Origin of the sequence: Clostridium intestinale DSM 6191, assembly GCF_900130055.1 — a bacterium.
Taxonomy (GTDB): domain Bacteria; phylum Bacillota; class Clostridia; order Clostridiales; family Clostridiaceae; genus Clostridium_T; species Clostridium_T intestinale.
In genome coordinates, this window is the sequence record NZ_FQXU01000007.1 from 119,139 (window position 1) to 135,511 (window position 16,373).

General features: G+C 29.7%; 16 protein-coding genes. 3 read left to right on the forward strand and 13 right to left on the reverse strand.

All coding sequences use genetic code 11. The features are described 5' to 3' along the window. Positions 1-17: 17 nt before the first annotated feature. The 5 genes from BUA92_RS11500 to BUA92_RS11520 all read right to left on the reverse strand — a co-directional run bounded on the left by BUA92_RS11500 (position 18) and on the right by BUA92_RS11520 (position 6,773). On the reverse strand, positions 18-2,162 hold the full coding sequence (locus BUA92_RS11500) for a hydantoinase/oxoprolinase family protein (protein WP_073019675.1): 2,145 nt from the start codon (positions 2,160-2,162) through the stop codon (positions 18-20). Between the two features lie 57 nt (positions 2,163-2,219). Next, on the reverse strand, positions 2,220-3,524 hold the full coding sequence (locus BUA92_RS11505; protein ID WP_073019676.1) for a Na+/H+ antiporter NhaC family protein: 1,305 nt from the start codon (positions 3,522-3,524) through the stop codon (positions 2,220-2,222). 29 nt (positions 3,525-3,553) lie between these two features. Beyond that, positions 3,554-4,903, reverse strand: a complete 1,350-nt coding sequence (locus tag BUA92_RS11510; RefSeq protein WP_073019677.1) for an FAD-dependent oxidoreductase — start codon at positions 4,901-4,903, stop codon at positions 3,554-3,556. A 195-nt stretch (positions 4,904-5,098) separates the two neighbouring features. Then, positions 5,099-5,644: a YcxB family protein gene (locus tag BUA92_RS11515; RefSeq protein WP_073019678.1), complete on the reverse strand. Its 546-nt coding sequence runs from the start codon at positions 5,642-5,644 to the stop codon at positions 5,099-5,101. A 64-nt stretch (positions 5,645-5,708) separates the two neighbouring features. After that, positions 5,709-6,773 carry a D-alanyl-D-alanine carboxypeptidase family protein gene (locus BUA92_RS11520; protein ID WP_073019680.1) on the reverse strand — a complete coding sequence of 355 codons (1,065 nt, stop codon included), beginning with the start codon at positions 6,771-6,773 and terminating at the stop codon, positions 5,709-5,711. A 74-nt stretch (positions 6,774-6,847) separates the two neighbouring features. Between BUA92_RS11520 and BUA92_RS23870 the strand changes: the two genes are divergently transcribed. Continuing rightward, on the forward strand, positions 6,848-7,414 hold the full coding sequence (locus BUA92_RS23870; protein WP_083553498.1) for a DUF2953 domain-containing protein: 567 nt from the start codon (positions 6,848-6,850) through the stop codon (positions 7,412-7,414). After that, on the forward strand, positions 7,404-7,832 hold the full coding sequence (gene ytfJ / locus BUA92_RS11530; protein ID WP_073019684.1) for a GerW family sporulation protein: 429 nt from the start codon (positions 7,404-7,406) through the stop codon (positions 7,830-7,832). Before BUA92_RS23870 ends, ytfJ begins: the two co-directional genes overlap by 11 nt. A 21-nt stretch (positions 7,833-7,853) precedes the next feature. Here the strand turns inward: ytfJ and scpB are convergent, their stop codons facing one another. The 8 genes from scpB to BUA92_RS11570 all read right to left on the reverse strand — a co-directional run bounded on the left by scpB (position 7,854) and on the right by BUA92_RS11570 (position 14,580). Beyond that, on the reverse strand, positions 7,854-8,450 hold the full coding sequence (gene scpB / locus BUA92_RS11535; protein WP_073019687.1) for an SMC-Scp complex subunit ScpB: 597 nt from the start codon (positions 8,448-8,450) through the stop codon (positions 7,854-7,856). Then, positions 8,443-9,192, reverse strand: coding sequence for a segregation/condensation protein A (locus BUA92_RS11540; protein WP_073019689.1), 750 nt, complete (start codon positions 9,190-9,192; stop codon positions 8,443-8,445). The genes scpB and BUA92_RS11540 overlap by 8 nt, the downstream gene beginning before the upstream one ends. A 187-nt stretch (positions 9,193-9,379) precedes the next feature. Next, positions 9,380-10,564, reverse strand: coding sequence for a D-alanyl-D-alanine carboxypeptidase family protein (locus tag BUA92_RS11545; RefSeq protein WP_073019691.1), 1,185 nt, complete (start codon positions 10,562-10,564; stop codon positions 9,380-9,382). A gap of 114 nt (positions 10,565-10,678) precedes the next feature. Continuing rightward, positions 10,679-11,977, reverse strand: coding sequence for a pyrimidine-nucleoside phosphorylase (locus tag BUA92_RS11550; protein WP_073020058.1), 1,299 nt, complete (start codon positions 11,975-11,977; stop codon positions 10,679-10,681). 135 nt (positions 11,978-12,112) lie between these two features. Further along, positions 12,113-12,994, reverse strand: a complete 882-nt coding sequence (locus BUA92_RS11555) for a tyrosine-type recombinase/integrase (protein ID WP_073019694.1) — start codon at positions 12,992-12,994, stop codon at positions 12,113-12,115. Positions 12,995-13,039: 45 nt separating this feature from the next. Further along, positions 13,040-13,666, reverse strand: a complete 627-nt coding sequence (gene spoIIM / locus BUA92_RS11560; protein WP_073019696.1) for a stage II sporulation protein M — start codon at positions 13,664-13,666, stop codon at positions 13,040-13,042. A gap of 124 nt (positions 13,667-13,790) precedes the next feature. Next, complete coding sequence (locus tag BUA92_RS11565) at positions 13,791-14,315, reverse strand: NUDIX hydrolase (protein WP_073019698.1); 525 nt, start codon at positions 14,313-14,315, stop codon at positions 13,791-13,793. Between the two features lie 40 nt (positions 14,316-14,355). Then, the gene (locus BUA92_RS11570; RefSeq protein WP_073019700.1) at positions 14,356-14,580 is read right to left on the reverse strand and encodes a hypothetical protein; all 225 of its coding nucleotides are present in this window, start codon (positions 14,578-14,580) and stop codon (positions 14,356-14,358) included. A 273-nt stretch (positions 14,581-14,853) separates the two neighbouring features. Between BUA92_RS11570 and BUA92_RS11575 the strand changes: the two genes are divergently transcribed. Further along, a complete protein-coding gene (locus BUA92_RS11575; protein ID WP_073019701.1) occupies positions 14,854-16,218 on the forward strand; it encodes a citrate/2-methylcitrate synthase in 1,365 nt (454 codons plus the stop codon). The last annotated feature ends 155 nt before the right edge of the window (positions 16,219-16,373 follow it).

The following is a 16,373-nucleotide window of genomic DNA, read 5'->3' on the forward strand; positions in this document are numbered from 1 at the left end:
AATTACTCCCTGCTTTTTTATTGATAAACTAATGCAATAATCTCATTATCCTCTTGAAGATATTGTGTTTCTACTTCTATTATTGATAAAAGCTGTTCTTTGGTTTGCATTCCTGTTAAATCAAGCATCTTTTCTTTGTAAAATAAAAATACTTTAGGAATTGTTGCATTTGCATCTGAGTATATGGTGTTGTCATCTAAAAACTCATCAAAAACGCTGCTTAGTTGATTTTTTCTAAAAATTAAGTTATTTGCGTTTTCTTTCTTTAGACGCACTATTCCTTCACGATCCACCACGCAAAGATTATTTAAGTTTTTCTTAAATAGCCCAAAAAACATTTTCTTTTGCTGTACAGATTTGAATAAACTCCATCTTCCAGTTTTAGCTATACCTTGAACCGTTGATTTTTCTACACTTAAGGCCTCTGATACTATCTCTTGCATCTTATCTTCAGATACTTCACTTTGAGTAAGATCTTTAGATCTTAATTCTGTAGAACCTGTAGCTATAGCTCTTAATATATTTTTCTGGCTATCTATTTCTATTGTAACGTCAACTGTAGCTTCATTTGCTCCTGACTTTACTATCTTCTCTATAATTTCTTCTCTTATTCTCTTTATATCTTCTTCATTTGGATTTAATACAGATTTCTCTATTTGCTCACGAACCATAGCAAGTGCAACCCCTATTGTTGATATGTATGGTGCATTTTTTGCTATTTTCCATTTAAAATCTTCTTTGTCTGCAAGAGCTGGAACTAATACTGCTCCACTTCCGCCTCCTCCAACTAAAGTAATAAACTTTCTATCTAAATCATATTCATCTATCATTTCATTTACTATTTCCATAACCTTTTTAATAGCTATGTCCATAGCCTGCCTAGCTGCCTCTTCAACAGATATATTAAGGTAGTCTGCAAGCACTTGCCATGCTTTTTTTGCACTATCTACATTTCCTCTAGCATAGTCATCTTCTGGAATGTAGCCTAATATATTTGAAGCTCCAGCTAAAGTTAGTGAATACTCTTTCCCATCCTCACATTCTATAATTACATAGCTTTTAGGATCATCATCTCTTGGACTTATAAATTTTATTTTAGGGTTATTAATCTTATCTTCTGCTGCAAAAGATTCATAATCCTTACCTGCAATATGAGCACTTCTAGGACCAACATCAGTTATTTTCTTATCCTCAACCTTTATCATACTTCCTCCAGCAACTCCTAATGTTCTTACATCTAGAGATTGAAGGTAGGTTTTATGTCCTCCTACTTGAGCATTTTTTATCATTACTTTTCCATTTTTAATTACTGATATATCTACACTGGTTCCACCAACTTCAAAAAATATCCCATCAGATATTTTTTCATACATAAGTGCACCTGCAACTCCAGCAGCAAGTCCTGATAACATTGTAAGTATTGGTCTTTTTCTAACTTCCTCAACACTCATTACTCCACCATCACAACGCATTATCATAAGCTGTGATTTTATCTTAGCATCCTTAACAGCCTTTTCTGTCATATTAGCAGTTTCCATCATCTTAGGTATTAAACTTGCATTAACTACTGCTGTTCTTGTTCTAATTTTCAGTCCATATAATTGTGAAATTTCATGTCCACCAGTTGCATATATATTTTTTGAATTAGCTATATCTATTACTTTAAGTTCATTTGATGGATCATCAACACTATAGGCTTCTGAGGCAACTATAACCTCTGCACCTTCTTTTATTAGCCCATCAATTGTACTATTAATATTTGTTTCATTTAAGGTTTTAGAATCACAGAAATTATGATAGGTTTTCAAAAACTTTCCTGGTGCTAATTGTATATCAGAGGTTTTAGTCTCATTTTTAGCACTACCTGCGTCTATTCCTGTTCCCATTCCAATGATTCCTATTTTAGCTACATCACCTTCAAGTAATGCATTAGTTGCTTGAGTTGTTCCATGTGCTATAAACATAACATCATCAGGAGATATATTATTATCACTTAATACCTTATCTATTATTCTAACTATTCCTCCAGCAACTCCTTCACTGCTAGCATGAGTTGTTGGGATCTTTTGCTTAGCTATAATTTCATAGCTTTCATTATCTATAACAACTGCATCTGTAAAAGTTCCTCCAACATCTATACCTATTCTAACTTTTTTTCCCATATCTATACCTCCTATTATGAATAGGAATGGGAGACTAAAAGTATCCCATTCTTTTATTTATTTAAATACTACAAAACTTGCTATTATCATTGAAATTAATACTGATACTAAAATCCATACTATTGTTTTCTTTAAAATTTCATTTATATCTGTTTTAGTAAAGTCCGCTGCCCAAACATTGTGTGAGTTTGTAGGGTCACATACTGCTTGTAGATTACTATCTATACGTAATGCTAACATTGCAGCTATAGGATTCATTCCTGCTGAAATCATAAGAGCTGCTATACCGCTTCCTAGTCCCCAAACATTTAGTGGTCCTCTATATATTGCTAAAGGCGCTAGTACAGTGAATATAAGTATATAAGCTATTGGACTTGTAGGTATTATTGCTTTTATTAATGGTTCTATTATTGTAGCAACTTGTGGTGCCATAACAGAATTTAATAATATTCCTATCCCTATCATAAGTCCCAATGCACCTGCAACATCTTGAATTCCGTCTATAAGTGCACTTGATAATACATGTATAGGTCTTTTAGGTGTTGCAAGTAATATTGCTATTGCTGCTCCTATAAAGATAGATGGAACTATAGTTAACTTAAATGCAAACACTAATACTACTGGTATAATTGGGCTTATCATAGCTATTGCTCTAACATTTTTGTTGTCATTATTTATTACTTCATTTTTTATTGGCATAGCCCAAGCTCTTTTGCTTCTTCCACCCTTTTTTGTATAAAATACAATCATTGCAAGAGATACTACTATTAGTGGAATCGCTGGTATTAAAGTATATGCCGCAACTGTATTAACTGGAAGTTTCACTACATCTGTGTAAACACCCCAGTTTGAAACGTTAAAGGTTACCCCTACTGCATTTGCTAATAATAGTACCATAGCACTTACTAGTGGACTTAACCCTGCTGTAAGCATTATTGGTATTATGATTGTTCCGACTAATATAACCATACCTAAACCTGAAGATGCTGAGAATATTACTGATGCTGCTACAAAAAATGTAATAGCTATTCCAAGTGGTTTATCTCCAGCAAGTTCAGCTGCTTTTTTTATAATTGATTTAGTCACGCCTACCTTGCTAAGTATCTGTCCAAACCAAGCACCAAAAATTAATCCAGCTATTGCTGTTGACATCTTCATAGCTCCAGCCTCTAAAACATTTTTAGCAATTGTATAAGTCTCTGCATTACTTGACATAAATGGAACCCCTGCAATTAAAGCAAAGACAACTCCCATTATAGGTAAAGCTAATATTGTTGGCACCTTCTTTGTCATCATAAGAATAACTGATATTATAAATACCGCTAAAATTCCGATAGCCTGAATTGTTTGAATTGAACCCATTTTATAATTCCTCCCTAAGATAATTAATTTTATATATCTAAATATGCCCCTTGATTTAATAAATTTTCTTGAAGTTCATTAATATCTATATCTTTAACTGCTTTATTATTTTTACTTGCCAAAGCTGCTGCTATACCTCCAGCATGTCCTATTGCTCCAACTGTCGGGGTTGTCCTTATTGCAGCTTGAGCTTCAAAAGTCGCTGATATACATCTTCCAACAACAATTAAATTGTCTATCTTCTCACTTACTAAGCTTCTGTATGGTATTCCGTAATATTCTCCCCACTTTAGATGCCCATGAGATGTTCCTTCTCCATCTGGACTATGAATATCAATTGGATAACCAGAGTGAGCTATAACATCTTGAAACTTCTTTTGTTCTAGTAAGTCTTCTGCTGTTATTGTATATATACCTTGTATTTGTCTTGATCCTCTTACTCCAATTGATGGTCCTGTTGAAACAACCACTGCATTTTCAAAACCTTTAATTCTCTTTTTCAAGAATAATTCTAATTCCCTACATTGTTTTCTTCCTTCTATTTCGGCCTTAGTTAAACTCCAAGCATCTGTTCCATCACAACCTAAAATCCTAGTTGTATTTATTATTACTTCACCTAGGTTATTTGTTTCAAAGAAAAGTACATCTTCTCTTTTAATAGATATCTCTTTATTTTTTTTACCTTCTTCGAATTCTTTTACAAATCCTATTACTGATAACCTTGATACCTTGTCCATCAACGAAACATCTCTATGAATTCTAGTAAAATTATCAGGATTATTTTTTATATATTCCTTAATTTCCTCCATATTAACATTTCTCATCTTCATCTTTAATGTCATAGGTTGAGCAGCTCCATCACTTTCTCTTCCTTTTTTACAAGGAACTCCAGACAAATATGCAAGGTCTCCATCACCAGTTGCATCTATGAATACTTTAGCACTAAGTAAACTTTTACCTGACTTATTACATACTTCTATACTCTCAACCTTTTTTTCATATACGTTTACATCTGTGAGCATAGTGTGATATAGAACTTCTCCTCCACTTTCTAATAACATACATTCTAACTCATATTTCATACCCTCCGAGTCAAAAGGTGTTACAGTATAAGTGTAAGTTGTAGAATCAATTATATGTCCCTGTGATTTTCCTGCTTTCTTCATTCTTTCAATTAGCTCATCAGTAATTCCTTTAATAACTTGTTTTTCCCCAGCATGAAAAGTCATCATTGGTCCTACTCCACAAGAAGTTAATGCTCCTCCTAAAAACCCTGTTCCTTCAATTATAAGTACTTTTTCTCCCATTCTAGCTGCGGCTATAGCTGCAACTGAACCAGAAATTCCACCACCTACAATAACTAAATCATAGTTTTTCATTTATTCTCTCCCTTCAACAAAATTTATGATATCGTTTTAATACTACATTTTTAATTTACCACACGCATTCTTTCTTGTAAATAGTTTTTAAAAATAATTTTCATTATTTTCGTTTATTTTGGATAAAATTTTCTCAATCTCCCTTTTTAGATTCAAAATAAAAATCTCCATGAGTATATTTCATGAAGATTTTTATTAATATTCAATACTTATTCTTTCTAATTCACTGTACTTTTCAACCAATTTAATAAACTCCTCTTTATAATTTAAACTAAAGAAGAATCTTTTAGGTATAATGATTACCCCTATAGCCTCTCTATAAATATATATCTTTTCTTTTGTTTCAACTATCTTTTTTATTGCTGTCCAGTGACTTTCATATACCCCAGTTTTATTATTTTCAAATACTCCTTCAGGACGTATTAATATTTTATGATTCCCAAATAAATACTCCTGTTTTCCTCTATTAATCATTCTTTCTAATCTTATTTTAAGCATGGCTTCAAAAAATTTTGGATAAAAAATAACCCAAACCAAATATATAATTATAAATACAATAAACCATATCTCAAAAGATATTGTACTTATCTTTCTTCCTACAAATGGCGCAACTAAAAAAATTAGTGATATTATATATCTTTGTATAAACAGTAATTTCTTCATTGTACTTGATGCCATTAAACTAAAGAGGTCATACTCTATATAATCTTTTTTTGAAAGTTCATATTCTAGTTCAAACATAAATTATTTCCTTTCAATTAACTTATTAAAAGTGCAGGTAACTTTTTATTACCTGCAAACTTAATTAATTCATTAACTCCAAAAACTCTTTATTTTTCATCGATACTTCAGAATATATATTTTTTTTATATATTTCATCTCCAACTTTTGATTTTATACTTATATATCCTAGATAGTCATCTTTCATTATTTTTTTAGTTGGAGTTATAAGAACCATTTCGGATTCTATTCCATCTTTAGGGGCCATAATACTAATCTTGTCATCCTTAACTAAATCAAGAAACTTGCTATTTTTATCCTTAAAATAATCATGAACATTAATCGAATAATCGGAATAATTTTCTTTTACATATTCAAATAATTTAGTACTTTCTCTCCATCTTTCTGGGCAGTTTAAAACAACAGTAATTATATCTCTGTCTTGATACCTAAATGAAGATACTAAACATTTACCTGCTCCACCTGTATATCCTGTTTTAACTCCATTAGCTTCAGGAACTTGAAAAAGCATTTTATTTATATTGTTGTAGTCTCTTGAGAAGTTATATTTACCTCTAGATATTTCTCTTGTTCCTACTATTTCTCTAAAAATATCATTTTCCATAGCTTTTTTAGTAGCAATGGCTAAATCATAGGCTGTAGAATAATGATTTTCTGTATCTAAACCATGAGGAGAGTTAAAAGAACTATTAATTAGTCCTATATTTCTTGAACATTCATTCATCTGTTTATAAAAATTTTCTTTAGTTCCCCCTATTCCTTCTGCTATTGCAATAGCAGCATCATTGCCTGACTTATACATAAGTCCATATAAAAGTTCTCTTAAAGCTATTTCTTCGCCTTCTCTATAACCTACAGTAGAGCCATTAATGGTTGCAGAGCTTTTACTTATTTTAAATTTTTCATCTACATTTCCTCTATTTAAGGCTACTAATGAAGTAACAATTTTAGTTGTACTAGCCATAGGTACTATTTCATGGGCATTTTTTTCATATAATATTACGCCACTTTTACCGTCTATAGCTACAGCTGCCTTTGCGTCAATTGATATTTTTTTTGTTTTTGCTTGTGTTGCAGTTGTTATCATAAATAAAAAACAAATAAACAACAATGATATTTTTTTTGCCATAAAATCACCTCATTTTATAGTGTGTATTATTATTTAAATTTAATTCAATTAATAAATGTTTAATTTTAACACTTATGGATAAACTTAAAGATATAGTTAATGAGGTGATTTACTTGTATATAATATTTGTTCTTGTTCTTGTTATTCTTATTTTTATCCCTTTTCCTATAAAATTTTCACTTTATGTTAATAATAAGATAATTAAAATTTATTTATATAATAAAGAGATAAAAATAAAAAAATCTGATAAGAAAAAAAAGTCTCCAAAGAAAAAGAAAAACTATAATTTTATTTTTAATTGGAAAAAATTTTTGCATATAATAAAACATTCTAAATTTAAGCCTAGATTATCTTACAAGTATAAACTTCTTTACGATACCTCTGATGCTTATTACACCGCAATTTTAAATGGATATTTAAATATATTATCAAGTTCACTTCATCATTTATTATTATGGTTTTTTAAAATTAAGAAATTTAATATACAAGTAAATCCTTTATTTAAAAATGAATTTAACATTGAATTTCAATTTAAAGGAATAATTTATATAAATTTTGTAAAACTAATCATTATTGCTATTAATTTATTAAAATGCATAAAAAAGGAGGTGTCCCCTTTAAGGGAGGCATATGAACAATGATAATCATCCTATAGAAAATTTAATGAAATGTACCATGGAAAATTTAAAAGAAATGATTGATGTTAACACTGTAATAGGTGATGCTATTGAAACAAAAGACGGTAGCTGCATAATACCTATATCTAAGGTTAGTGTGGGATTTGCATCTGGTGGAAGTGAATTTGGAACTGAAAAAATAGCCAGTGAGAAAGATCAACGTTATCCTTTTGGTGGTGGTTCTGGTGCTGGTGTGTCAGTAAAACCTGTAGCTTTTTTAGTAATGCGTGATAATTCTGTTAGATTATTACCTGTTGATGCAAATAATACTTATGATAGAATTGTTGATACTATCCCTCAAGTCATAGAAATGATTAAAAACAAGTTATCTAAAGACTCTGAGGAAGATGGTCATACTAAAGTTAATGTTAATGTAGAATAACTAAAAACCAGAGTTTAAAGATTATTCTTCAAACTCTGGTTCTTCTTTTTGTTCTTCTGTATTAAATAAGTCAAGAGAAGGTAGCTCTTTTAGGGTTTCTAAACCAAAAGCCCTTAAAAACTCTTCTGTAGTTCCAAAAAGTATCGGTCTTCCTGGAACCTCTAACCTCCCTATTTCTTTTATAAGGTTTCTTTCTAATAATCTATGAAGAGCTGAATCACTTTTTACTCCTCTTATATCATCAATATCTACTCTTGTGATAGGTTGTCTATACGCTATTATAGCTAAACTTTCTAAAGAAGCTTGCGATAGAGATTGTCTCACATTTTTCTTAAGTAATTTCTGTATATAATCACTATTATGTGACTTAGTAACAAATTGATATCCACCTTCAATGGAGATTAACTTAATCCCTCTTGATTTATCATTTTCAAGTTCTTTTTCCATTTCTTTAATTAAATCTAAACACTCTTCTTCAGAGCATTCTAAAATAACCCCAATGTCTTTTATTTTTAATGGTTCTCCAGCTACAAATAACAAGCTTTCAATTATAGATTTTAACGATTCTTTTTTAGAAACTTCAGTAAATTCATATTGATTAATATCTAATTTACTCATCTACTTCAATCCTTTCAACATAAATTTCTTCTAAACTATTTTCTTGTAATACTTTTACTTGCTTGTCTTTAATAAGTTCTAATAAAGCTAAAAATGTAACTATAGTTTCTATTTTGCTTTCACATTCACTTATTATATCGTTGAACTTGTACACTTTTTTATTACCTAACAATTCTTTTATGTACACTATCTTATCCTCAACTCTATATCTATCCATTTCAATAGTTTTGCTCATATTACTTACATTAGATTCGTTCATCTTATTTTTCATCTGTTCAATAAGGTTATTATATATGTTATATAGATCTAACATAGTAATATTTTTAAATATGTCTTCATTATTTTTATCAGTTTTGGGTTCTTCAATTATTTCAGGTTTCTTCGAAAAGACAACCCCATTATATAAACTTTTTTCTTTTAAAAATTCAGCTGCACCCTTAAACTTTCTGTATCTTATAAGCTTTTCCACAAGGGAAAGTTCAGGATTTTCATCCTCTTCTTCATTTTTTATTTTAGGAAGTAAGGTTTTAGATTTAATCTCTAGTAAAGTGGAAGCCATTACAATAAACTCTGAAGTTATCTCTAAGTCTAATTCCTTCATTGTTTTTAAATGTTCTAGATATTGATTAGTAATTTCAAAAATTCTAATATTATATATGTCCATTTTATTTTTTCTTATTAGATGTAATAATAAATCAAATGGTCCTTCAAAGTTTTCTATTTTTATCTTCATAATATCCATAATAATTACTCTCCTGCATTTTATAGCACATTTATAATAATATCAATGAGCGTAACTTAGTTCAAGAAAAAAGTCACGCTCATCTGTATTTATATTTTTATAATCCTTCTCATTAGTATTTATATTATTCTAATCCTACTCATCTGTATTTATATTATTCTGATCCTTCTCATTAATAATTATATATTTAAACTCCACCTTTAAAAAGGTTCCTGAAGTTGTATTTTAGATTATCTATAAATCCACCTTTTTTAACATCTCTATCTGCATATAGCTCAACTTCTGCTATTTTTTGTTCTCCTAAGTAGTATTCACATACCCCTATTTTTTCACCTTTTGTGTATGATCTTCTACTTTCATCTAAAGAAATCTTTTGTTCAACGCTATCTCCTGAACCTCTAGGGAATACTAATACCACTTCTTCTTTAGCTTTTGCAATAAAGAATTTATCTTCGCTCTTATTAAGCGGTACTTTAACTACATCTGCATCCTTATCTAGAATCTTTTTACCTTCAAATTTAGAGAAACCAAAATTTAATAATAATGATGCATCTCTATTTCTTATTTTATATGTAGGTGCTCCCATAATTACACTTAACATTCTTACACCTTCTCTAGTTGCTGTAGCAGATATACAATATTTAGCTTCCTCAGTATATCCAGTTTTTAGTCCATCACAGCCCTTAAAGAATCTTACTAACTTATTATGATTAACTAATTCAATTGGTGCTTTTCTTCCTTCTGATATAGTCTCCATATAAGTGCCTGTATATTTTAGTATAGTTGGGTGTTTTAATAGTTCTCTAGACATTATTGATATATCATATGCTGAGGATAAATGACCTTCTGCTGGCAAACCAGTACAGTTTTTGAAGGTAGTATCCTTCATTCCAAGTTCTTGTGCTCTTTTGTTCATTAATTCAACAAAAGCTTCTTGTGTTCCTGCAAGATATTCTCCCATAGCTACAGCTGCATCATTACCTGAGGCAATCGCTATCCCTTTTAATATCTCTTCTACAGTTCTTATCTCTCCTATATCTAATAGCATGGTGCTTCCGCCCATTTTTTTTGCATTTTCTGATGCGGTTATTTTATCATCAATTTTTATTTTTCCTGAATCAACAGCCTCCATAGCTAAAAGCATAGTCATTATTTTCGTAACTGATGCAGGTGCAAATTTCTCATGGGAATTTTTTTCATAAACTATTGTGCCACTTTTAGCCTCCATAAGTAACGCACTTTTTGCTTCAACCTCTATTCCTCCATTAGTGCCCGCGTCTTCCGCTTTAACTCTTAAGCTTGTGCTTCCTAGTGAAAATATACTTGTAATTAATAATATTTTTGCTATAAGTTTTTTATCAAATTTCATCATTTGTACTCCTCCTTTCAGAAATATCTTTACCAAAATAAAAAAAAACATACAAAAATAAGACTCTTTAACATCTTATTTTTGTATGTAATATTCATCCAAAAATCACATCATTATCTACATTACTATATCATGGATATATTGTATAGTATTGCATTTATCACTAATGTAGAATGCCTCTTCAGCTACTTTTTTTGCATCTTCGCAAACCTCCAAATTAGTGTGGAGAGTACATATAGCTTCACCTACTTTTACCTTATCTCCAACCTTTTTGTTTAAGGTGATTCCAGCTGCAAAATCTATACTATCTTCTTTAGTTTTTCTTCCAGCTCCAAGTAGCATAGCAGCAATACCTATCTTTTCTGCTTCTATATGAGAAACATATCCATCTTCTTTTGCTTTAACTTCTATATGATATTTAGCTTTTGGAAGTAAATCCACATTTTCAACAACTTCAGAGTTCCCACCTTGAATCTTAACAAACTCCTTTAGCTTTTCTATAGCTTTTCCTGACCTTATTATACTTTCTAAGTTTTTATAAGCTTCCTCAAATTCATTAAATGCTCCACCTAATACAGCCATGTGAGATGCAATGGTTAAGGCTACAGTAGTTTCATCCTCTGATCCATGCCCCTTTAAAACTTCTATAGCTTCTCTAATTTCATTAGCATTACCAACTTCATGGCCTAAAGGATTATTCATATCTGTAATTATAGCAACGGTTTTTCTATTTAGCATCTTACCTATGTCTACCATAGTTCTAGCTAATTCTCTAGCATCATCTACTGTCTTCATAAAAGCTCCATCTCCAACTTTTACATCCAAAACAATAGCATCAGCTCCAGAAGCTATTTTTTTACTCATTATTGAACTTGCAATAAGTGGTATACTGTCTACTGTTGCTGTAACGTCTCTCAATGCATATATCTTTTTATCTGCTGGAGTTAAATTTCCTGACTGACCTACTATTGCCATTTTATACTTGTTTACATTGTTTATAAACTCTTCACTAGTTAACTCTGTCTTAAATCCTTCTATAGATTCTAATTTATCTATAGTCCCGCCTGTATGCCCTAATCCTCTTCCTGACATCTTAGCTACAGGTATACCTAATGAAGCTACTAGTGGTATAACTATTAAGCTAATTTTATCTCCAACACCACCTGTTGAATGCTTATCTACTTTTATTCCTTCAATAGCTGATAAATCCACTTGATCTCCTGAATTAACAAAAGATAAGGTCATATTGGATATTTCTTCTTTATTCATACCCTTAAAATATACTGCCATTAAAAATGCTGACATTTGATAATCTGGAATTTCACCTTTAGTATAACCTTGAACAGCAAAATCAATTTCTAATGCTGTTAAAGCTTCACCTTGTTTTTTCTTCTGAATAATATCTACCATTCTCATTTTATATACCTCCGCTTTAAGTTTTCCACTATCCATCTTTTTTATCCTTTTGGATAATTGTTTAAGTATATTTTTAAATTTGTGTAATCGCTCACACATTATTTTCTTTTAAAGGGACACAATTAAGGTCCCTAATTAAGCTCTTGGATGAGATCTCTTATAGATTACATTTAATCTATCAGAGTTTATTATTTCATAGTAAGTATCCATATATGTTAAAACTTGATTCCCTAATAACTTTTGAACCGCTCTAACATTTGCTCCATTTTCCAATAAATGAACTGCAAAAGAATGCCTGAAAGTATTAAGATTAACACTTTTCCTAATTCCTGCTCTTTCACAATAAGATTTTACTATTCTCCAAACTCCTTGCCTTGTTAACTTATTTCCATTTAAATTAATAAATAAATACGGAGATGTAAGGTATCCAACCCTATCTCTTTCTGATAAGTATTCGTTTAAAGCTCTAACTGCCGAACTTCCTATAGGAATCAATCTATCTGTTCTTTTATTATCTTTACATGCAACAAAGGACATCTCTGTATTAATATCTTGGATTTTTAATGCCGTTAATTCACTTACCTTCATACCAGTAGCATACATAATCTCAAGTAAAGCCTTGTCCCTTACTCCTTTAAGACTATCTTTGTCTACAATATTGATTATCCTATCAATTTCATCTACTGTCAATATCTCCGGTATTTTTTTAGATAAATTTGAAGTTTTGTAGGTTATTTCTGGTACTTCTTTAATAAGTGCTTTTTTCTTTAAAAATCCATAAAAATTTCTAATAGAAATAATTATCCTGTTGACACTTCTTTCGCTTTTTCCTTGACTAATTAAATACTTAATGTATTCACTGATACAGTCTTTATCAGATTCTAGAATTTCAATTTTTTTCGTATTTAATAAAAATTTACTATATAATGTTATATCTGTAACATAGGCTAATACTGTATTTTTACTTTTTGAGCTATCATATAAATATTCCTCATAACTTTTTAGTATCTCCTTCATTTTTCTCTCCCATAAAATTACTTAATAAAACCATTCAAAGAACTGTTAAAGATAGATTGTAGTAATAATAAATCTTATTATACTCGGACTTATAAAGGCTTCTATAAAAATTCCTATACCCAATAATATGGAAAATATTATCAATATATTCCCAAACTCCGCTATATCTATAGATATTTTTTTATTTTTTGTAAATTTACTTTTAAATTTATCAAATGACATACTAAAACATATAGTACTTAAAAGTATTAAGCAGGGTATAATGAAAATGTTTTGAGGAATTATTGCGGCTAAGGCTAGTCCAATACCTTTGTATTCATATGTTGTAAGTAAAAAAGAAAAAGTAAAACCTATAGAATATCCTTTCCATAAATCTATTAATAATATAAAAGGAAAACCAAAAATAAAGATTCCTAATAAAATTATTGCTATAAAAAGAATCGCATTGTTTTTTATTGATGAAAACAATATGTCACTATGATTTATATTTTCATTCCCTAAATTTGTTGAAAAACTAGTAAAATAATTACTTAACTCTGATCTATTAAAATCTCCCATGTACTTTATGGTATATGCTCCCAAAACTATTCCTATTGAAAAGAAGAGAAATGTCATTAAGTAGGCCCCTTTATTTTTTCTCATACTTTCCTCAAACAAACTTTTAAACTTCATTCTTATATACCTCCTTGTTACCATAATTATCTTTATGATATAAGGAATATAATTATTCTTATTAAAAAAATAAAAAAATAAACTGCCTTGAAATAGTAGATAAATACTATCTCAAGGCAGTTTTCTAAATTAAAACATATAATAGAGCTGATAATGTTTTACTATCATATATTTCTCCATTCAATATCATCTTCTTAATTTCTTCCATTGAAAACTTTTTAACATTTATAAATTCATCTTCATCTCCTTCCTTAATTCCTATTTTTAGGTCTTTCGCTAAATAAATATGTATATACTCATCACAAAATCCAGGGGCCGTAACTATTTTCCCTAAAAATTTTATATTATCAGATTTAAATCCAGTTTCTTCTTCCAATTCTCTAACAACACTTTTTTCTGGAGATTCCCCCTTGTCTATCTTTCCTGCTGGTATTTCCAATGTAATTTTGTCTAATGCCTTCCTATATTGCTCAACAAACAACACCTTATTATCCTCAGTAATAGCTATTACCGCAACTGCTCCTGGATGTCTTATTACATCTCTATTAGCTGTATTTCCATCTGGTAATTCTACTTGTATCTTTTCATATATTAGAAAATCACCTTCATAAACGGTACTTTTCTTTAAAGTTTTTTCTACTAAGTTCATACAACACCTCTTAAAACATAGTTTATTAATATTTAGTATATTATACCAGAATAATCTCCCCTATTACATCCTTAAATGCTTTTCCCTCTATATTAAAATTTTCTGTCATTTCTTCAAAAGAGTTAAACCTTTGTTCACTATGTTCAACATCTGTTTCATATACACTGTATTTATCTCCAAAATAACATATAGAATAATACTTATTATTATATCTAAAAATCACATCATTTTTTTCTATTTCGTTTTTTAATTTTTCTTTATTCATTATAGCCCCCCTATTTTTTATAAATAATAAATTCATTATTATATTTACCACTTTAAATAAAAATACCCCTATGATATTATAATCTACAACTCTAATAGTAAAATAATATAAAAAAGATTGATATATTATTGTTTTTGTAATATATTTTGTTTAAGTAAATCTATTCATTAATAATTCTATGAATATATTAAATAACAGAAAATCATTAACAGTTATATATATTCATATGAAAAATTAAGTCATCAAATTAAATATTAATGGGGGCAAAATATTATGAAAGAAATAGAAAGAGAAACTCTTGACCAGTATACAAATAAATACAGCAAAATATGTAGTGAAACTAGTCTTATTGATATAAGCTTATATGAAAAATATGGGGTAAAAAGAGGGCTTAGAGATCAAAATGGAAAAGGCGTAGTTACTGGAATTACAAGTATATCTTCAATTAAGTCTCATGAAGAAGTTAATGGAAAAAGCATTCCTTGCGAAGGTGAACTTCTTTATAGGGGTTATAATATCATAGATTTAATTAAGGGTTTTGTTAATGACAAGCGTTACGGTTTTGAAGAGACTACATATTTACTTTTATTTTCTAAACTTCCTACTGAAAGTGAGCTTACTAAGTTTAAAAGCGTATTAAATATCACAAGAGAGCTTCCTAAAAATTTTGTACGAGATGTAATTATGAAAGCACCAAGTAATGATATCATGAATTCCTTAACTAAAAGTATTTTAACACTTTCATCCTATGATGAAAATGTTTCTGATCTATCATTAGACAATGTTTTGAAGCAATGCCTAATGCTTATAAGTATATTTCCTATGCTTGCAGTTTATGGATATAATGCCTATAACCACTATGAGGCTAAAGAAAGTTTTTATATTCATAGACCAGATGAAAATCTTTCAACAGCTGAAAATATATTAAGAATGTTAAGACCTGACACAAAATATACAGCCCTTGAAGCAAGTGTACTTGATACAGCCTTAATGCTTCATATGGAACATGGTGGCGGTAATAACTCTACTTTTACAACAAGAGTGGTTTCATCATCAGGTTCAGATACTTATTCAGTTATCTCAGCAGCTTTATCCTCTTTAAAAGGAGGTAAACATGGTGGAGCAAACATTAAGGTTGTAGAAATGATGGAGGACATCAAATCAAATGTTAACAATATAAATGATGAAGATCAAATAAGAGCTTATCTTAAAAAGATGCTTAATAAAGAAGTATTTGATAAAAGAGGTTTAATATATGGAATGGGACACGCTGTATATACAATCTCAGATCCAAGAGCAACTGTTTTCAAAGGTTTTGTAGAGAAACTTGCAATAGAAAAATCTAGAGATACTGATTTTAAATTATATTCAATTATAGAAAGACTTGCTCCTGAAGTAATAGCAGAAGAGCGTAATATCTATAAAGGAGTAAGTGCTAATGTAGATTTTTATAGCGGCTTTGTTTATAGTATGTTGGACATTCCTTTAGAGCTTTATACTCCAATTTTTGCAATGGCAAGAATTGTTGGTTGGAGCGCTCATCGTCTTGAAGAACTTATAAATACAGATAAAATAATAAGACCAGCATACGAAAGTATAGTTACCGAAAAATTATATAAAGGTATTAATGAAAGATAAAAAATGAGAGCATACTAGATTTTTTTAAGTCTAGTATGCTCTCATTTTTCTCGCTTTCTCGCTTTCTTGCTTTCTTGCTTTCTTGCTTTCTTGCTTTCTTGCTTTCTTGCTTTCTTGCTTTCTTGCTTTCTTGCTTTCTTGCTTTCTTGCTTTCT